The 17,196-nt window shown below is 60.1% G+C and carries 17 protein-coding genes; 3 read left to right on the top strand and 14 right to left on the bottom strand.

The features are described from left to right. Positions 1-224: 224 nt before the first annotated feature. From cheZ to motA, 11 genes are all read right to left on the bottom strand, one after another. Positions 225-923 carry a protein phosphatase CheZ gene (gene cheZ, locus ACRWA7_RS17295; protein ID WP_438396677.1) on the bottom strand — a complete coding sequence of 233 codons (699 nt, stop codon included), beginning with the start codon at positions 921-923 and terminating at the stop codon, positions 225-227. Positions 924-935: 12 nt separating this feature from the next. Beyond that, a complete protein-coding gene (gene cheY, locus ACRWA7_RS17290) occupies positions 936-1,331 on the bottom strand; it encodes a chemotaxis response regulator CheY (RefSeq protein ID WP_060817386.1) in 396 nt (131 codons plus the stop codon). 79 nt (positions 1,332-1,410) lie between these two features. Next, positions 1,411-2,520, bottom strand: coding sequence for a protein-glutamate methylesterase/protein-glutamine glutaminase (locus tag ACRWA7_RS17285; RefSeq protein ID WP_060817387.1), 1,110 nt, complete (start codon positions 2,518-2,520; stop codon positions 1,411-1,413). A 2-nt stretch (positions 2,521-2,522) separates the two neighbouring features. Beyond that, complete coding sequence (gene cheD, locus ACRWA7_RS17280; RefSeq protein ID WP_438395142.1) at positions 2,523-3,242, bottom strand: chemoreceptor glutamine deamidase CheD; 720 nt, start codon at positions 3,240-3,242, stop codon at positions 2,523-2,525. Beyond that, entirely contained in the window at positions 3,239-4,165 is a 927-nt protein-coding gene (locus ACRWA7_RS17275) for a CheR family methyltransferase (protein WP_438395141.1), read from the bottom strand. The genes cheD and ACRWA7_RS17275 overlap by 4 nt, the downstream gene beginning before the upstream one ends. A 56-nt stretch (positions 4,166-4,221) precedes the next feature. Further along, a complete protein-coding gene (locus ACRWA7_RS17270; RefSeq protein WP_438395139.1) occupies positions 4,222-6,018 on the bottom strand; it encodes a methyl-accepting chemotaxis protein in 1,797 nt (598 codons plus the stop codon). 50 nt (positions 6,019-6,068) lie between these two features. Next, on the bottom strand, positions 6,069-6,599 hold the full coding sequence (gene cheW / locus ACRWA7_RS17265; RefSeq protein ID WP_060817391.1) for a chemotaxis protein CheW: 531 nt from the start codon (positions 6,597-6,599) through the stop codon (positions 6,069-6,071). A gap of 44 nt (positions 6,600-6,643) precedes the next feature. Next, positions 6,644-8,878 (bottom strand): chemotaxis protein CheA, encoded by a 2,235-nt coding sequence (cheA, locus tag ACRWA7_RS17260; RefSeq protein WP_438395137.1) that lies wholly within the window; start codon positions 8,876-8,878, stop codon positions 6,644-6,646. Positions 8,879-8,956: 78 nt separating this feature from the next. Then, a complete protein-coding gene (locus tag ACRWA7_RS17255; protein WP_438395136.1) occupies positions 8,957-9,337 on the bottom strand; it encodes a response regulator in 381 nt (126 codons plus the stop codon). A gap of 48 nt (positions 9,338-9,385) precedes the next feature. Continuing rightward, entirely contained in the window at positions 9,386-10,357 is a 972-nt protein-coding gene (gene motB / locus ACRWA7_RS17250) for a flagellar motor protein MotB (RefSeq protein WP_438395134.1), read from the bottom strand. A gap of 42 nt (positions 10,358-10,399) precedes the next feature. Further along, complete coding sequence (motA, locus tag ACRWA7_RS17245; protein ID WP_060817395.1) at positions 10,400-11,260, bottom strand: flagellar motor stator protein MotA; 861 nt, start codon at positions 11,258-11,260, stop codon at positions 10,400-10,402. A 699-nt stretch (positions 11,261-11,959) separates the two neighbouring features. Between motA and ACRWA7_RS17240 the strand changes: the two genes are divergently transcribed. Continuing rightward, positions 11,960-13,024 (top strand): glycosyltransferase family 4 protein, encoded by a 1,065-nt coding sequence (locus tag ACRWA7_RS17240; protein WP_060817396.1) that lies wholly within the window; start codon positions 11,960-11,962, stop codon positions 13,022-13,024. 193 nt (positions 13,025-13,217) lie between these two features. Here the strand turns inward: ACRWA7_RS17240 and ACRWA7_RS17235 are convergent, their stop codons facing one another. Further along, positions 13,218-13,523: an H-NS histone family protein gene (locus ACRWA7_RS17235; RefSeq protein ID WP_060817397.1), complete on the bottom strand. Its 306-nt coding sequence runs from the start codon at positions 13,521-13,523 to the stop codon at positions 13,218-13,220. A gap of 293 nt (positions 13,524-13,816) precedes the next feature. Here ACRWA7_RS17235 and aqpZ point away from each other — a divergent pair, with 293 nt between their 5' ends. Beyond that, positions 13,817-14,536 (top strand): aquaporin Z, encoded by a 720-nt coding sequence (gene aqpZ / locus ACRWA7_RS17230; protein ID WP_060817398.1) that lies wholly within the window; start codon positions 13,817-13,819, stop codon positions 14,534-14,536. A 347-nt stretch (positions 14,537-14,883) separates the two neighbouring features. Further along, positions 14,884-15,168 (top strand): PXPV repeat protein, encoded by a 285-nt coding sequence (locus ACRWA7_RS17225; RefSeq protein WP_438395131.1) that lies wholly within the window; start codon positions 14,884-14,886, stop codon positions 15,166-15,168. 110 nt (positions 15,169-15,278) lie between these two features. Here the strand turns inward: ACRWA7_RS17225 and ACRWA7_RS17220 are convergent, their stop codons facing one another. Continuing rightward, complete coding sequence (locus tag ACRWA7_RS17220; RefSeq protein ID WP_438395130.1) at positions 15,279-16,085, bottom strand: Cof-type HAD-IIB family hydrolase; 807 nt, start codon at positions 16,083-16,085, stop codon at positions 15,279-15,281. A 40-nt stretch (positions 16,086-16,125) separates the two neighbouring features. Next, positions 16,126-17,028 (bottom strand): BadF/BadG/BcrA/BcrD ATPase family protein, encoded by a 903-nt coding sequence (locus ACRWA7_RS17215; RefSeq protein WP_438395129.1) that lies wholly within the window; start codon positions 17,026-17,028, stop codon positions 16,126-16,128. Positions 17,029-17,196: the final 168 nt, after the last annotated feature.

Below are 17,196 nucleotides of genomic sequence, written 5' to 3'. Positions count from 1 at the left end.
GTTCGATTATTTCAAGCGATGCACAATTTTGTCTGCTGAAACGCCGCACGCAGTGCGAACCGTTTGTCGAGACGTAAGTATGCCAGCCGAATGCGTCGATCTCGGGAAAGTGAAGATATGTTACGACGTGAATTTGGGTGAAATGGCTGAAACCGGTGTCGTTTTGACGCGCTCCGGGCCGATGTCATCCATGTACATCGCCCGGGCGCGTCAAAAACGCATGCTCAAAAACCGAGGCTGGCGAGCAGATCGTCGACCTGGGTTTGATCCTGAACCACGTCGGTGCGGCCTTCCGGATTGATTTGCGGGCCGTTCAGCAACGTGTCCGGCGTGCTCATTACGTTCGATGCCGCCAGCGCCGCCGCTTGCGCCGCGAACTGTTCGCGCCGTTCGGGCGCAATGTTCTCCAGCAGCACGCCAAGAAGCTGCTGTTCAATCACGTACACCACGTCAGTAATCTTCTTGATTACCTGGCCGGTCAGATCCTGAAAATCCTGCGCGAGCATGATCTCGAGCAATTGCCCGTTGGTCGCGACGGTGTGAACCGGCACCTGCTGGAGAAAACCGCGTGTATCGGCGAGTAAGGTCTTTACGTCCGCATTGTCCAGCGGCGCGCCGTACCACTGCTCCCAGCGGGCGTCGAGCGCCTGGGCGTCGCGCTGCATGGTTTCCTGCAGCGGCTTTGCGAGTTCGATGGCGTTCAGCGCGCGATCCGCGGCCTGTTCGGTCATCGTTGCGACATATTTCAGGCGATCGCGGGCATCCGGAACCATTTCGGCGGCGGCTTCCACTTGTTTGTCGAGGCCGAGTTCGCGCATGGAATCGCGCAGCGTGCGCGTCAACTGGCCAATGCGCGCCAAAATGCGATCGCTCGATGCATCCCCTTCTTGCTCGATCACCGTAAGCGCTTCCTGGGTCGTCATTTGGTTCACGATTCAGCTCCCGGCCTTGGCCATCTTTTCGAGAATCTTCGAGAGCTTCTCGTCGAGGGTCGCGGCCGTGAACGGCTTGACCACGTACCCGCTCGCGCCGGCCTGCGCCGCGGCAATGATGTTTTCCTTCTTCGATTCCGCCGTCACCATCAGCACGGGCAAGTGCGAAAGGGTCGCGTCGGCGCGAATCTGCTTGAGCATTTCAAGCCCGTCGAGGTTCGGCATGTTCCAGTCGGAGATGACGAATTCGAAGCCGCCGCCACGCAGGCGCGCCAGACCGGCCGCGCCGTCTTCCGCTTCATCCACATTCGAGAAACCCAGCTCTTTCAGCAGGTTTCGCACGATACGGCGCATCGTCGGAAAGTCGTCGACGACCAAAATCTTCATGTTCTTGTCCATCTTCACTGCTCCTTGTATTCCGGTGTTTTCTTCTGGCGGCGCAAGACGCCGCACGGGTATTCGAATCTGGCGGGCGGGTTCAGACGCGCTGCGTGCGCTCGCCCATGGAATTGAGGCGCGCCATCACGCGCCGGGTCATTTCCTGCAATGGCGCGATCTCGCTCACGCCGCCGGTTGCAATGGCTTCGCGCGGCATGCCGAACACCACGCAGCTCGCTTCGTCCTGCGCGAACGTGTAGGCGCCGGCCTGCTGCATTTCCAGCATGCCCTGCGCGCCGTCGCGGCCCATGCCGGTCAGGATCACGCCAAGCGCGTTTTTGCCGGCATGCTGCGCGGCGGAACGGAACAGCACATCCACCGATGGCCGATGCCGGTTGACCGGCGGGGCATCGGAGAGATGTGCGACGTAGTTCGCACCACTCCTCGCGAGCACCAGATGGGCGTCGCCGGGCGCGATGTACGCGTGGCCCGGCAGCACGCGCTCGCCGTGCTCCGCTTCTTTTACGGCGATCCGGCACAGGCCGTTGAGACGTTGTGCGAACGACTTCGTGAAGCCCGGCGGCATGTGCTGCGCGATCATGACGCCGGGGGCGTCGGGCGGCAGCGGCAACAGGAGTTCGCGAATGGCTTCGGTGCCGCCCGTCGATGCCCCAACGATAATCAGCTTTTCCGTACTCACCAGCGGATTGTTCAGATTCGGCGTGGGCTTGGCCGCAGCGGCCGCGCCGCCCGCACCTGGTGCCGCGTGCACGACATGAGGCGTTTGCCGCACGCGCGCACGCGCGGCGGCGCGGATTTTATCGGCGAGTTTTTCCGAGTATTCCAGCATGCCGTCGCGAATGCCCACGCGCGGTTTGGTCACGAAATCCACCGCGCCGAGTTCGAGCGCGCGCAGGGTGATTTCCGAACCGCGTTCCGTCAGCGACGAAACCATCACCACCGGCATCGGCCGCAGCCGCATCAGCTTTTCAAGGAAATCGAGGCCGTCCATGCGCGGCATTTCCACGTCGAGCGTGAGCACGTCCGGGTTGTGCTGCTTGATCAGATCGCGCGCGACCAGCGGATCGGGGGCGGTCGCGCATACGTGCATGTCGGGCTGCGAATTGATGATCTCGGTCATGAGGCTGCGCACGAGCGCCGAGTCATCGACGCATAACACGCTGATCTTCGGTTCGGTGCTCCGGGCCATTGTCATGCTTCCTCCGCCGTCTTCGCGCGGACGGTTCGCTGCAGGCCGGCTGCGGCACCGAACAATTCGATGCGGGGTTTATCGGGTGTTTTCGCTTTCGGCTGGCTGAACAACTCGACGCGCGCACGCGCCTTTGCCAACCGTTCGCTGCGTTCTTCTGGCGTTTGCCGCACGAGCGCCTTCTCGCGTTCGACCACGCCTGGATCTTGTTGCGTGATCAGTTTCTTGACCATCGCCTGGCCGGTTCGCGGCATGAATGCGACCTTGCGCGGATACATGCCCTGCAGGTCTTCAGCCACGATCCGGATCTTTTCCAGCGCGAGATAGCGGCGCACGAACTCGGAATTGCGGTCTCCGATATTGATGGTCGTCATGCCCGCCAGCACCGCGCCGCCGCCAAATACTTTTGCCTCGAAACGTTCGCGCCGCCCGCCGCGCTTGATCATCTCGTTGATCAGCACTTCCATGGCGTACGCGCCGTATCGCATGGAATCCGAACTGGATTGCGACGCGTCGGCGCCGTCGTCGGGCAGCATGAAATGGTTCATTCCACCAATGCCCGCCGTCCGGTCATGAATGCACGCCGCCACGCACGAACCGAGCACCGTGACGAGCACCATGTTTTCGCCCGTCATGTAGAACTCGTTCGGCAACAGCTTCACGCCTGGGAGCTTGAAGTGGTTGTCGAAGTAAAGGTTCGTCGCGATCGGCAATGCGCTCATGCCAGTTCTCCGGCGAGCGCCTTTTTCCTGGCCGGCGCAGCAACGGAGTCGCGCGACAACGCATATACCGTCTGGCCGCGCAGCTTGAACGCCTGCGTCACGTAAGTGAAGTTTTCCGAATGCCCGGCGAACAGCAGGCCGCCGCTTTTCATCAGCGGCTCGAAGCGCGCGAGGACCTGCGCCTGCGTGGGTTTATCGAAGTAGATCATCACGTTGCGGCAGAAGATCGCGTCGAACTGGCCCGGCAGCGCGTACCTGGAATCCGTCAGGTTCAGCTGCTCGAACTTCACCATGGCCCGCACTTCGGGGCGGATCTTCACCATGCCCGCGTGCGCGCCCGTGCCCTTCAGGAAGAAGCGCTTCAGGCGTTCCGCGCCGAGCGTTTTCACCGAGTCGAGCGAATAGACGCCCGCGTCGGCCTTCTGCAAAACCTGGCTGTCGATATCCGTCGCGATCACCGTGCAGTGGCGCGCGGCGGAATCGCCCAGTGTTTCCATCAGCGTCATGGCGATGGAATACGGTTCCTCCCCCGTCGACGCCGCCGAGCACCACACCGAGAACGGCTGCGGCCGGCTCTTCGCGAACGTGGCAAGAATCGGAAAATGATGCGATTCGCGGAAAAACGCGGTCAGGTTTGTGGTCAGCGCATTGGTGAAGGCTTCCCACTCGGCGCTGTCCGGCTGCGCTTCGAGGCGATCGAGATAAAGACGAAACGTATCGATGTTGCACGCGCGCAGCCGTCGCGCGAGACGGCTGTACGCCATGTCGCGTTTATGCTCGGACAGCGAAATCCCCGCGCGCCGGTGAATCAGCTCGCGAATGCGCCCGAAATCGGCGCTGGTGAATTCGAAGTCGCGTTCCACTTCCGAACCGTTTCGGGTCCGGTCGCGGGAAGTATCGACGGGTGAGCGCGTTGCCATCATCTAGCCTTTGTTCTGCTGGAACGTGCGTTGGGGCTGCATGCTCTTCTGCCACTGCCTTAAAAGGTTTCCCAGTCACCGGCTGCGGTTGCAGCGAGCTTTGGTGCTTTCGCCACAGGTGCGGCTTCTTCAGAAGAAGCCGGAGTCGCTGCGATAACCTTCGCAGTTACCTTCTCGTTATCCTTATTAACGGCGCGATTGGCCGCGACGTTAGGCCGCGAAACAACTTTTATCGGCGTGGTGGCGTGGGTTGCATTGGCCGGCGTGGCAACCGATGGTTCAACGCGTTCCTGCGCTGTGTCGCCACTGACTTGCCAGTGGCCAACCACATCCTTCAGCTTGCGCGTCTGCTCCTCAAGCGACGCCGCAGCGGCCGCCGCTTCTTCAACAAGTGCGGCGTTCTGCTGCGTGACTTCGTCCATTTGCCCGACCGCGCGGCTCACCTGTTCAATGCCTTGCGATTGCTCTTCGGACGCCGCGCTGATCTCGCCCATGATGTCCGTCACGCGGCGCACCGCCTGGACGATCTCATCCATGGTCGTGCCGGCGCGCGCCACGAGCTGCGAGCCGCTTTCGACCTTCGCCGTCGAGTCGCCGATCAGCGACTTGATCTCCTTGGCCGCCGCCGCGCTGCGTTGCGCAAGGCTGCGCACTTCGCCCGCCACGACCGCGAATCCGCGCCCTTCTTCGCCGGCGCGCGCCGCTTCCACGGCCGCATTCAGCGCGAGAATGTTCGTCTGGAAAGCGATTCCTTCAATCACGCCGATGATGTCCACCACCTTGCTCGAACTCGATGAAATCGCGTTCATCGTGCTTACGACCTGTTCAACGACTTCACCGCCGCGCGATGCAATGTCCGACGCGTTCACGGCCAGTTGCGAAGCCTGCCGCGCGTTCTCGGCGTTCTGCTTCACGGTGCTGGTGAGCTGCTCCATGCTCGACGCCGTTTCCTGCAGCGACGCCGCCTGTTCTTCCGTGCGTTGCGACAGATCCGTGTTACCGCTCGCAATCTCGCGCGCGCCGACGTCGATGGATTCCGCGCCGTGATGCACCGATCCGACCATCGCGGTCAGGTTCACGCGCATGCGTTCGATACCCGCGAACAAGCGGCCGATCTCGTTGGTTTTATCGGTGTGCGCGGAGCGGGTCAGGTCGCCGCGCGCGATGCGCTCGAAGTGATCCACGGCTTCGTTGATCGGCTGCACGATCATGCCGCCCATCGCGAAGCGCGTGCCAATCAAGGTCAACACCGCGAGCACCATCACGCCCACGATCACCTGGATCAGCAACGCAATATTCGCCTGTGCATCCACGCGCAAGATATCGGCGTGTTTCTGCATGAAGTCCACGACCGCGGACGCCGCCGCGTCCTGCGCCACGAACATCGGGCTGATCTTCGTGTCGGCGATCGCGTGATATGCCGGCAGGTCGTTTGCGCGAATCGCGACAAACTCCGGTTCCACGCCTTCGCGCATCAGTGCGTCGCGCCGGGCGACGACTTCGTCCAGCATGGCTTGCGGCAAGGTCGGCTTCGGCGTGGCGAGGAACAGCTTCCAGTTCTCGTTGGATTTATCGAGCAGGACCTGGCCGCGATCGATCGCCTTTTTGGCTTCGTCGGTCTTGCCAGCTTCATCGAGCGAACGCACGCGATCAAGCGTCACGCGGGCCCGCAGCAGGTATGACGACGCGTCGTTGAGCGCGCGCGTCGAGACCATGTCGCCGTCGGCCAGCACGGACAGCGAATTGCCGGCCGCGTGCAAGCCGTTCAGCGACAGCGCGGCTACCACGGCGGCAAAGCCGACGAACAGCAGGCCCACGAGCGTCAGCGTAGTACGAATCGACCAGTTCTTAAGCATGTCTTTCTTCCCGACCAGCGTGAGTTCAATCAGTTACGTGAAACGTGGGATCAAGCCGCGACGGAGTCGATCAACTCCATCTCCTTGCTTGTCATCAGCTTTTCGATGTCCATCAGGATCAGCATGCGGCCGTCGACCGTGCCGAGTCCCGTCAGATATTCGGTCGTGAGCGTCGCGCCGAATTCCGGTGCGGGCATGACCTGGTCGGCTTGCAGCGTAAGGACGTCGGAGACGCCGTCGACCACCATGCCCACCACGCGATGCGCCACGTTCAGGATGATCACGACCGTCTGGTTGTCGTACTCGACGCGTCCGAGATTGAACTTGATGCGCATGTCGACGATCGGCACGATAATGCCGCGCAGGTTGATCACGCCCTTGATGAACGCCGGCGCATTCGCGATGCGCGTGACGTTGTCGTAGCCGCGAATTTCCTGCACCTTCAGGATGTCGATGCCGTACTCTTCCGCGCCCAGCGTGAAGACGAGGAATTCCTGTCCGGCCGCTTCCGCCTGCGTGCTGACACGTTGAACGTCACGGCGCTGCGCCGCGGATGTAATGGATTGGATGTCTGCTGCCATTTTTAACTCCCGGAGTTGCGTTGTCTGGTTAATGCATCAGTGCGTCAATGCGTCAGCGCACCATGCGCCGTGCGGTTTTCTCGATTGAGCGCCGCCACGTCCACAATCAGCGCCACGCTGCCGTCGCCGAGAATGGTTGCGGCCGAAATGCCGTGCACCTTGCGATAGTTCGTTTCGAGGTTCTTCACCACCACTTGCTGCTGGCCAACGAGTTCATCGATCAACATGGCAAAACGACGCCCCTCGGACTGAATGATCGTGATGATTCCCTGCGTGGGTTCCGTGCGCGCGTCGCTCACTTCAAACACCTGATGCAGCGCAACCAGCGGCAGGTATTCACCGCGCACGCGCACCACGCGCTCGCCGCCCGCGACGGTGTAGATATCGTCGGCAACGGGTTGCAGCGATTCCATCACGAAGTTCAGCGGCAGGATGAAAATCTCGCTGCCCACCTTCACCGACATGCCGTCGAGAATCGCCAGCGTCAGCGGCAATACGATCTTCGTGGTCGTGCCGCGGCCTTCGCGCGACTGGATTTCGACGTGGCCGCCCATTGCCTGGATATTGCGTTTCACCACATCCATGCCAACGCCACGGCCGGAAATGTCGGTAACCTGGTCGGCGGTGGAAAAGCCCGGCATGAAGATGAGTTGCCAGACTTCGTCGTCGGACATCGATTCATTGACCTGCATGCCCTGCTTCATCGCCTTGGCGAGAATCTTGTCGCGGCGCAGGCCCGCGCCGTCGTCGCTGACTTCGATCACGATGTTGCCGCCGTGATGCGCCGCCGACAGCACCAGTTGCCCCGCCGCCGCCTTGCCCGCGGCGCGGCGCGCTTCCACGGTTTCGATGCCGTGATCGAGCGAGTTGCGCACAAGGTGCGTCAACGGGTCGATGATGCGTTCAATCAAGCTCTTGTCCAGTTCCGTCGCCTGGCCGAACGTGACGAGTTCGACTTCCTTGCCGAGTTTCGCGGCGAGATCCCGCACGAGGCGCGGGAAACGGCTGAAGACGTAATCCATCGGCATCATGCGGATGGACATCACGGCTTCCTGCAGGTCGCGCGCATTGCGTTCGAGTTGCGCCATGCCGTTGAAAAGGCGGTCGTGCAGCGCGGGATCGAAAGTGCTCGTGGTTTCGGCAAGCATGGCTTGCGTGATTACCAGTTCGCCCACGAGGTTGATCAACTGGTCGACCTTCTCCACGCCCACGCGAATCGAACTGCCTTCAGACGCCGCCGGCGCCGCAGCAGCGCGAGCCTTGGGCGCTTCAGCCGGAGCCGATGCCGCCGCCACATTCGCGCGGGGCTCGGCGGCGGCGGTTGCGACCGCCACCGGTTCCGTCTTCTCTGCCTCGGGTGCTTTTTCCGTCACCTCTCTGGTTTGTTCTGTTGCCGCAACCGCGGCCGGCGCTTGAACTTCCGACGCCTGCGATGCATTACCCCGGCCAATCGAGATCTGCGATTCATCGATCACGAAACAGCACACGGCGACAATGTCATCCGCCGACACATCCGAGTCCAGCCACAACGTCAGGTCACCGCCCGACTTCTTTTCCCCGACAACAGTCCCGAGGTTGCCAAGCTCTTCAGTCAGCAGAGCCTGGTCCTTTTCCCCTACCCCCCGAAGCGTAATTTTCAGATGTGGGCCGTCATCGGCTTCATCGTTTGCATTGGCCGAGTCCAGCGCGGACGCAAACTCCGTCCAGCCGCCTTCTTCTTCCACGGCTTCGTTCGCCTGCTCGACTACATGCGCGGGCGGCTCGTTCGGCCCCAGCGCCATCGCGACTTGCGCGAGATCCTGCGCGATAGCGGCTTCATCGGCGAAAGACGGCGTGGGCTCCGCAGCGGCTTGCGGTGCGTGACCGGCGTGGCCAGTGTCGTCGCCCGCGTCGTTGTCGCGCAGGAATTCAAGCTTCGCGCAGATCGCCTTCGCGGCGGCCGCATCCGGTTCCGCGCTCGCGCGATACGCGCCGAGCTGATCCGACAGCACGTCCTTGGTTTCAAGAAAGGTATCGATCATGTCGCGGCGCAAGACCAGCTCGTTGTTGCGCGCCCGATCGAGCAGCGACTCAAGAATGTGCGTGGTCTCGGTCAGCGCCGAAAAGCCGAACGTGGCCGCGCCTCCCTTGATGGAATGCGCCGCGCGGAAGATCGCGCCCAGATCTTCGGGATCGGGGTTCGCCAGATCCAGCGCGAGCAGCAATTGCTCCATGTCGGCGAGCAGCTCGTCGGCTTCATCGAAGAATGTTTGATAGAACTGCGTAATGTCGAGTGTCATGCCTGGGTCACCACCGGATGCCTTGTCTGTCGTCGCTATGCGCGTCGTAAGTGCTGTGTGCTGTTGATGCTGATACGTTCAGTGCGACTGCTCGGCGTCCGACAACGTCGCCACCAGCTCGGTCAGCATGTCGGGATCGATTGGCTTTTCAATCCAGCCCGTCGCGCCCGCTTCTCGCGCCGCCGCCTTGAACTGCTCGCTCGATTCGGTCGTGAGCACGAGGATCGGCGTGTTCGCGTACGCCCGATGCCCACGCAACCTCACGATCAGATCGAGGCCGCTCATGGCTGGCATGTTCTGGTCCGTGACGATCAAATCGAATTGCTCGGCGAGCGCCGCTTCGTAGCCTTCGGCGCCATCGGCGGCAACTTCGACGCGATACCCCGCCGCAACGAAGGTCGCGGACAGGACCTTGCGCATGGAAGCGGAGTCGTCGATGGTCAGAATGTTCTTGATCATGGTTGGTCGTTCCTGGTCCGATGTTCTTGAGGCGCGTCCCGAAGCTGGCTACTTGCCCGCCGGCCTGGCCGGCGCAAGCGCGCCCAGGTCAGGCGTGGCGTTGCCAGGATTCAGGGGATTGCTGGTGATCGTGGTTGCTGAAGCGTCGTCGCGCGTCATCGACTCTTCCGATTTGCGATTCAAAACGAGAATGCTGATGCGGCGGTTTTCGGGATCGAATGCGTCTTTCTTGTTCAGGTTCTGCGTCGATGCCAGACCGATCACGCGCAGCACCTTCGCTTCGTCCATGCCGCCCGAGATCAATTCGCGGCGCGAGGCATTCGCCCGGTCCGCCGACAACTCCCAGTTGCTGTACCCCTTCTCGCCACCAGCATATTGCGTTGCGTCCGTGTGACCCTGCACGACGATGCGGTTCGGCACGTCGTTGAGCGCCTTGCCGATTTCGCGCAGGATGTCGCGCATATACGGCTGCACGGAATTGCTCGCGAGGGCGAACATCGGGCGCTTCTGGGTATCCACGATCTCGATGCGCAAACCCTGTTGCGTCGAATCAATGCGAATCTGCTGCCGGAACTGACGCAAGACCGGATTCGCTTCGATCGCCGACATCAGCTTCACCTGCAGGTCATGCAGGCGAGCCTGATCGCGCCGCTCCAGTTCGCCTTGCGCGTCCTTCAGCGTCTGCTCGTCAATGCGGTTCGAGCGCCGCGTGCCGTCGCTCATGCGCGTCGTGCCTGGCTCGGGGCTTGAGATATCGCGGCCGCCGCCGTCGATGATGCTCGAGTCCATGCCGGTGCGCTGCCCGCCCATGATCGCGTTCTTGAGCGGCATGTTGAAATATTCCGCAATGCCCTGGCGCTGCACCGGCGACACGGCGCTCAGCAGCCACATGAGCAGGAAGAACGCCATCATCGCCGTCATGAAATCGGCGTAGGCAAGCTTCCACGCGCCGCCGTGATGCGCTTTCTTGCTCGATATGATCCGTTTGATGAAGATTGGGCGGTCGTTCTTGTTGGCCATGATGGATTCTCCGAAAGCGCGTGGTCGCGTGCAGGCGTGTCGTTATTTCGCCTTCACGCGGCGCACGTGTTCTTCCAGTTCGGAGAACGACGGACGCTCGGTGGAGAACAGCACCTTGCGGCCGAACTCGACCGCAATCGCCGGGGCATAGCCGTTCAGGCTCGCGAGAATCGTCACCTTGATGCACTGGAACATCTTCGTGGACTCGGCCACGCGCTGCTCCACCACGCTCGCAAGCGGCCCGATCAACCCGTACGACAACAAGATGCCAAGGAACGTACCGACCAGCGCCTGCGCGATCATCTCGCCGAGGATTGCCGGCGGCTGATCGGCCGACGCCATGGTATGGACCACGCCCATCACGGCCGCGACGATCCCGAACGCCGGCATGGCGTCGCCAACTTTATGCAGCGCCTGAGCCGGGCCTTCGCCTTCGGCATGATGCGTTTCGATTTCCTCGTCCATGAGACTTTCGATTTCGAATGCGTTCATGTTGCCGCCGACCATCAGGCGCAGGTAATCGGTCAGGAATTCGACGATATGGCGATCAGCAAGGATCTTCGGATATTGCGCAAAGATCGGGCTCTTGGCCGGATCGTCTATGTCGGACTCCAGCGTCAGCGTGCCTTCCTTGCGCGCCTTGGCAAGCAGCACGTAGAGCAGCGCCATCAACTCCATGTATACGTCCTTGTTGTACTTGGAGCCTTTGAAAAGCGTCGGGATCACGCGCAGCGTGGCCTTGATCGTCTTCATGCCGTTACCGAGGATGAATGCGCCCACGCCCGCGCCCGCAATCATCAGGATTTCAACCGGCTGGACCAGCGCGCCCAGATGCCCGCCTTCGAGCGCATAACCGCCGAAAACCGACAACAGCGTCACTAGTGTTCCGATGAAAATCAGCACAGTCGAATCCTCATGGTTGCAGCGGCGAAACCGCCGTTAAGTGGTTTACGGCACGAGGCTGGAAAACTTTGAAGGGAAATAGGAAGGCGCGGATTTCTGGCGCGTCTTTATTGGCGGGGGGTTTACCGTGTAAGGTGTGTGCGCCCTTCGAAGCCCGCCAGAGTTGGACAAAAATCGGGCAAAGATGCCGATTTATCCTGAATGTCCGGTTTAATGGACGTCATCGGCCGCTTGTCGTGGCGGAGTTTTATTACAGCGTGTTTCATTCGCGGTTTAACGGCGCCGTATCGGAATGACTTCACGCGCATGCGTCATATATTTCGGGTTATAAGTGCTAACCCTGTCTGGAAAGGGCTCGATGGCGCTGGCATGGGCATTGCGTCCCTAGGCGTCCTGGGCTTGCGTCGCACGTTTCGAAACGAGTCGATATTTGCTCAAACACCCTGCCAGACAAGGGATTCAGCCTAAGTTTGCGTTTCGTAACCGACGGTGTTTCGCGCTGTAACAAGGTTAAGCGTTTGAAAAATGACTCGGCGATGACCGCAGTCATCCTGATAATGGGTCTTAAGGGATTACCCGATTTACCCGGGTCCGATTTAACGGGGGCGGCAGCATAGAGGCTGGCCGGTCCGCAAGGCTTCAGCGGTTTTCTATCGGAATTCCGTTGTTTGAAGCCGTAACGAACAGGAGAGTCACGTTATGCGTATCGCACAAATTGCACCTTTGCACGAAGCAGTTCCTCCGAAGTTCTACGGTGGCACCGAGCGCGTTGTCTCGTACTTGAGCGACGCACTGGTCGACCTGGGCCATGACGTAACGCTCTTTGCGAGCGGGGACTCGGAAACCAAGGCAACGCTCGATGCAGCATGGCCGCGTGCGCTACGCCTGGACCCGTCTATTCGCGACTGGAACGCGCCGCATGCGCTGCTGCTCGAGAAAGTGCGTCGCCGTGCCCATGAATTCGACGTACTACACTTTCACCTCGACTACATGCCGTTCTCGACGTTCTCGCAAATGGACACCCCGTTTGTGACCACGCTGCACGGCCGTCTCGATTTGCCAGAACTGCAACCGGTTTTCGACGCTTTTCCCGAAGCACCGGTCATTTCGATCTCGGATTCACAACGTCAGCCATTGCCGCAGGCTGCTTGGTTGAACACGATCTATCATGGCCTGCCGCAAAACCTGCTGACACCGCAAACGCACAAGAAACCAGAGTATCTGGCGTTTCTGGGCCGCATCTGCCCTGAAAAGCGTGCCGATCTCGCTATCCAGATTGCAGCGCAGACTGGTTTGCCGCTGAAGATTGCCGCAAAGGTCGATAAGGTCGACCAGGAATACTTCAAAAGCACGATCGAACCGTTGCTGTCGAGTGCAAATGTGGAATTCGTCGGCGAAATCAACGAGCAGCAAAAGCCGGAGTTCTTGTCGGGCGCCAAGGCATTGCTGTTCCCGATCGACTGGTCGGAGCCGTTTGGCTTGGTAATGATCGAAGCAATGGCCTGCGGTACGCCCGTGATCGCGTTTAATCGCGGTTCAGTGCCGGAAGTGATCGATCATGGCGTGACGGGCTTCATTTGCGAAGACGTTCAGGGCGCGGTCGGCGCGCTGCAACGGCTTGAAGAATTGTCGCGTACTGAAATCCGCGCCCAGTTCGAACGTCGTTTCTGCGCAAGCACGATGGCGCAGAACTATGTCGACAGCTATACCGCACTGCTTCAAGCGGCAAAGCGGCCGGTGCTGCGTCAAGTTGCAATAGGTTGAACGGGAAACGCCGAGCAAATAGGCCGATGCAACGTCCATTTAGAAAAATGTGACATCGGCTGGATTTAATGCATTGAATTTACTTGAATTATCTGTATGGCAACGTGAAAAAATCCGCCCGCTCCGGGTGGATTTTTTTCGTCTTCGAACATGCTGGCCAAAATCTTTGCGCTGACTGCTTCAGTACGCCGTCTCAGGAATGATCTTGATTAATCAAGAACCGCTCACGGCTTTTACCCACAATCCATTTCGGTGGTTTGCCACGACCGCTCCAGGTATTACCTGATTTAGGATCTTGATAAACCGGCGGCAATGGCTCCTTTTTGGGTGGCCTGCCGCGGCGCACGACTGTCAATCCCAAGTCCTGTGCCGTGAGGCCATACTCGACAATCTTTCTGCGGATATCGGCAAGTACCGCTTCCAACTCCGCGCGCCGCGCTTCTTCAGCCTGCTCCTGGAGTTTGGCGATTTGCGCCTTGAGCTCAGTGTATTGCGACATTTCTATTCCTCTCTAATAGGCAGCAATTATTGAGAAGACTAACGGCATCGAATAAAAGATGCAACGGTAGCCAATGCAATTGCAGAAAGTCTGAAACTAAATGAGAAGATTCTTGAAACTATAGAGCAATCTTAATAAGAGTTGCCTTAGTTCTCGTTGATTTGACAATTATTGACAACGAGTCGCGGCACTCGGATTACACTGCCTACCCGCTCCATTGATCGCAGAAAATATCAGCGGTTACATGCATCGGAAACGTTTCGGTTTTTTATATATTTTTAGGACTTCGAATCATGCGATTAGGACAGCGCCTCGGCGCAGAAATGTTTGGTACGTTCTGGCTCGTGCTGGGCGGCTGCGGAAGCGCCGTGCTCGCCGCTGGATTTCCTCAACTTGGTATTGGCTTTGTGGGCGTGTCGCTCGCGTTTGGCCTGACCGTGCTCACCATGGCTTACGCCATCGGCCATATCTCGGGCTGCCACCTGAACCCCGCCGTGAGCGTTGGCTTGACCGTCGCCGGCCGCTTCCCCGTTCGCGAACTGGCTCCGTATATTGTGGCGCAAGTGATCGGCGGCATTCTCGGCGCATACGTGTTGTCGGTGATCGCCAGCGGCGCGCCCGGCTTCGACCTGGTGGCGAGCGGTTTCGCGACCAATGGCTTCGGCGACCAGTCGCCGGGCCACTACTCGATGATCGCCGCGCTCGTCTGCGAAGTGGTCATGACGTTCTTCTTCTTGTTCGTCATCCTGGGTGCTACCGACAGCCGCGCACCCGCAGGCTTTGCGCCGATCGCCATTGGCCTTTGTCTGACGCTGATCCACCTGATTTCGATCCCGGTTACGAACACGTCGGTGAATCCGGCACGTTCGACAGGTCCGGCGCTGTTCGTCGGCGGCGCGGCGGTGGAACAACTGTGGCTGTTCTGGGTTGCACCGATCATCGGCGCGATTATCGCGGGCGTGGTTTATCCGCTGCTGACTGGCGCAAAGAATCGGGCACTCGCTTCCGCCTGATTAAAAGCCATCTGATGGATAAGAAAACGGGCGCTCGACGCCCGTTTTCTTATTGGTTTAAAGATTTCTTGGTCTTAGCGGCCACGTAATATGAAATGCTTGCGACAAATGTAATGCGCGTTTACTGCCTTTCAAATTCGGAAACGCTGGCCGCGGCTGCCATACTCCTGTCCAGGTGCTCTTGAAGCTTTACCCAATAAGGTCTGCGCCTCCATTTGACGAGCGCTTTAACGCGGCGATCGTACTTTCACGATACTTTCACCCCGTAACAACTCGTCGATACTCGTAAGACTGCGGATGCGTACATTGGATTCATGCGACACGCGTCGCCCAAAAAGGAGAACACCATGAAACGCATCGTCACTCATCTGCTGGTTGCAGCCGGTTTGGCCGTGAGCGCGGTCGGGGTTGCGCAAGCGCATACGGACCTGAATATCGGCTTGTCGCTGGGTGCGCCAGTTTACTCGCGGCCCGCGCCGGTCTATGTACAGCCGGCGCCTTATTACCGTGCGGCGCCTTCATGGCATCGTCACGATGAACCGCGCTGGGGCGGACCGGATCGCGGACGTTGGGATCGCACCGGCTGGAACCATCGGGATGATTATCGCGGCGGATGGAATCATCGCGGGTAATAACTCCAAGTCCAGCATTTTGTGAAGCTTAAACAAGAAGGAGCGGCCATTCTCGAGGCGCTCCTTTTTTATTCCTCGCGTTAAATATCCGAGCTGAAATCCGCTCGGGGTTAATTGCTCATGCTGAACAAACTGCGCAATTGATGCGCAACGCCGGCCTCGAAGTTATTGCCGGTTCGCGCAATATCCGGCAAGCGTTTGACCAGATCAGGATTTGCGTTTTTCATCATGAACGGCCGGCCCGCTGTCTCAAGCAAGTCGACGTCGTTCATGTTGTCGCCAAATGCAACGCAATGTGCGGCGTCAATATCCAGCCGGTCCAGCACAAACCGCAGCGCCCGCCCCTTCGATACATCCGACGTCATCACCTCCAGGCAATCCGGCATGGAATACGTCACGTAGATGGATTCGCCAAACTCGCGCTCGAGATTTTCCGCGGTCACCTTCAGATCTTCCGGCTCACCGATATACAACACCTTCGCAATGTTCTCGCCATCGTGCCGGCGAAGGTCCATCACGTCGTAGTTGAACCCCGAGTCCTGATGAAACTCGAGCAAGGTGGGCGCGTGGCGGTCGATCAGCCAGGCGTCGTCGGCGAAGAGATTCACGATGACCCGCTCGCTGCCGGCCAGATCCGGCTGGACGAGCCGGCGTACCGCCGAAGGCGCAATGTCGCGTGCGTAAATGCGCTCGTTGTCCGGTGCATGAATACGCGCGCCGTTCGACGTGATCAGGTATGCGTCGACACCCAGAACAGTGCGAATTCCAACCACGTCCCTGTAATGCCGCCCAGTCGCGATGATGAAGCGCACGCCCTGTGCTTCCAGTTCGCGGACCGTTTCGACGGTGAATGGATCGACCTGATGATCGCTGTTGAGCAAAGTGCCGTCGAGATCGGTTGCGATGATCGAATACATGGGAGAGCCGCTTCCTTTTAACCGTTAGGAACCTGACATTCTAGCGCGCGACACGGGATTTTCCGGCTGCGGCGCGACGAGCGAGTTGCAGCGCGCCTGCGGCCGAGTCAGCGAGCGGCGCGCGTAACCGGGCACGGAGCGTCTCGGGCACAAACGGTTCGAGTGGGGCTGCGAGGCCGCCGCACAACGCTACCGGCATGATTCGGCCGGGATCGAGCGCCCGCACCATTTTTTCGATTTCGCAACCGGCCTCCTGAAGCAGGCGCTCGGCAAACGGATGGTTTCGATGCTGGAAGACCGTTGGTGCGAGCGCGGCGTAACCAGTCTGATTTGCAGCACTCAACCAGACCACCAGACCATCACGATCGACTACGCCAGTGCATTCAAGCAGAGCGCGGGACCAGTCATCTGCAGGTGCGCGGCAATCCAGTACATGCTGCAAATGCACCGCCGCGCGCATGCCGAGCCACGCGCCACTGGCTTCGTCGCCGCTCGGAAAACCGTAGCCGCCTGCGATCCGGACTTGACCCCGGGAATCAAGCGACGCCGCGATACTGCCCGTGCCCAACGCTACGATCACGCCCGGCTCGCCGCCGTGCGCGCCCAGCAACGTAGTCAACGCGTCACTTTCGACAACAAGCGCGCATCCATCCGGCGCACTTTCATGGAACTGTGCGAGCCAGCCGGCGTGGTTGACGCCCGCCAGGCCGCAACCGAGTGCACATACGCTCCACTCGAACGGCAAGCCGGCGGAGCCGAATGCGCGCGAAATGGTTGCATCGATTGCTTGCCAGGCGCGCTCGACGCCCAACGCGAGACCCGACGGGCCGCCGGTGGCGCGAGCGAGTTCAATGCCGTTTGCATCGGCCAGGACGACACGTGTGCCGCTACCGCCGCCGTCGACGCCAATCAGGTAAGAGTAGGAGTAAGTTGATGTAGTCATGCCGCAAGCTTAACGGCACGACGAAGCCACCGCCACTCGACCGAATGGGCTGGCAAGTGTGCCGCCTCGCGGAGAGCATCCTGTCACTGACCAGGCCAATCGGCCGACTATTCCGGCCGACGCCTTGGGCCTATGCTGATCGAACGCCAACCATGCATCTCCAGAATC

This window comes from Caballeronia sp. DA-9, from assembly GCF_051615025.1.
GTDB classification, from domain to species: domain Bacteria; phylum Pseudomonadota; class Gammaproteobacteria; order Burkholderiales; family Burkholderiaceae; genus Caballeronia; species Caballeronia sordidicola.
This window is presented reverse-complemented; position numbering and strand designations above follow the sequence as displayed.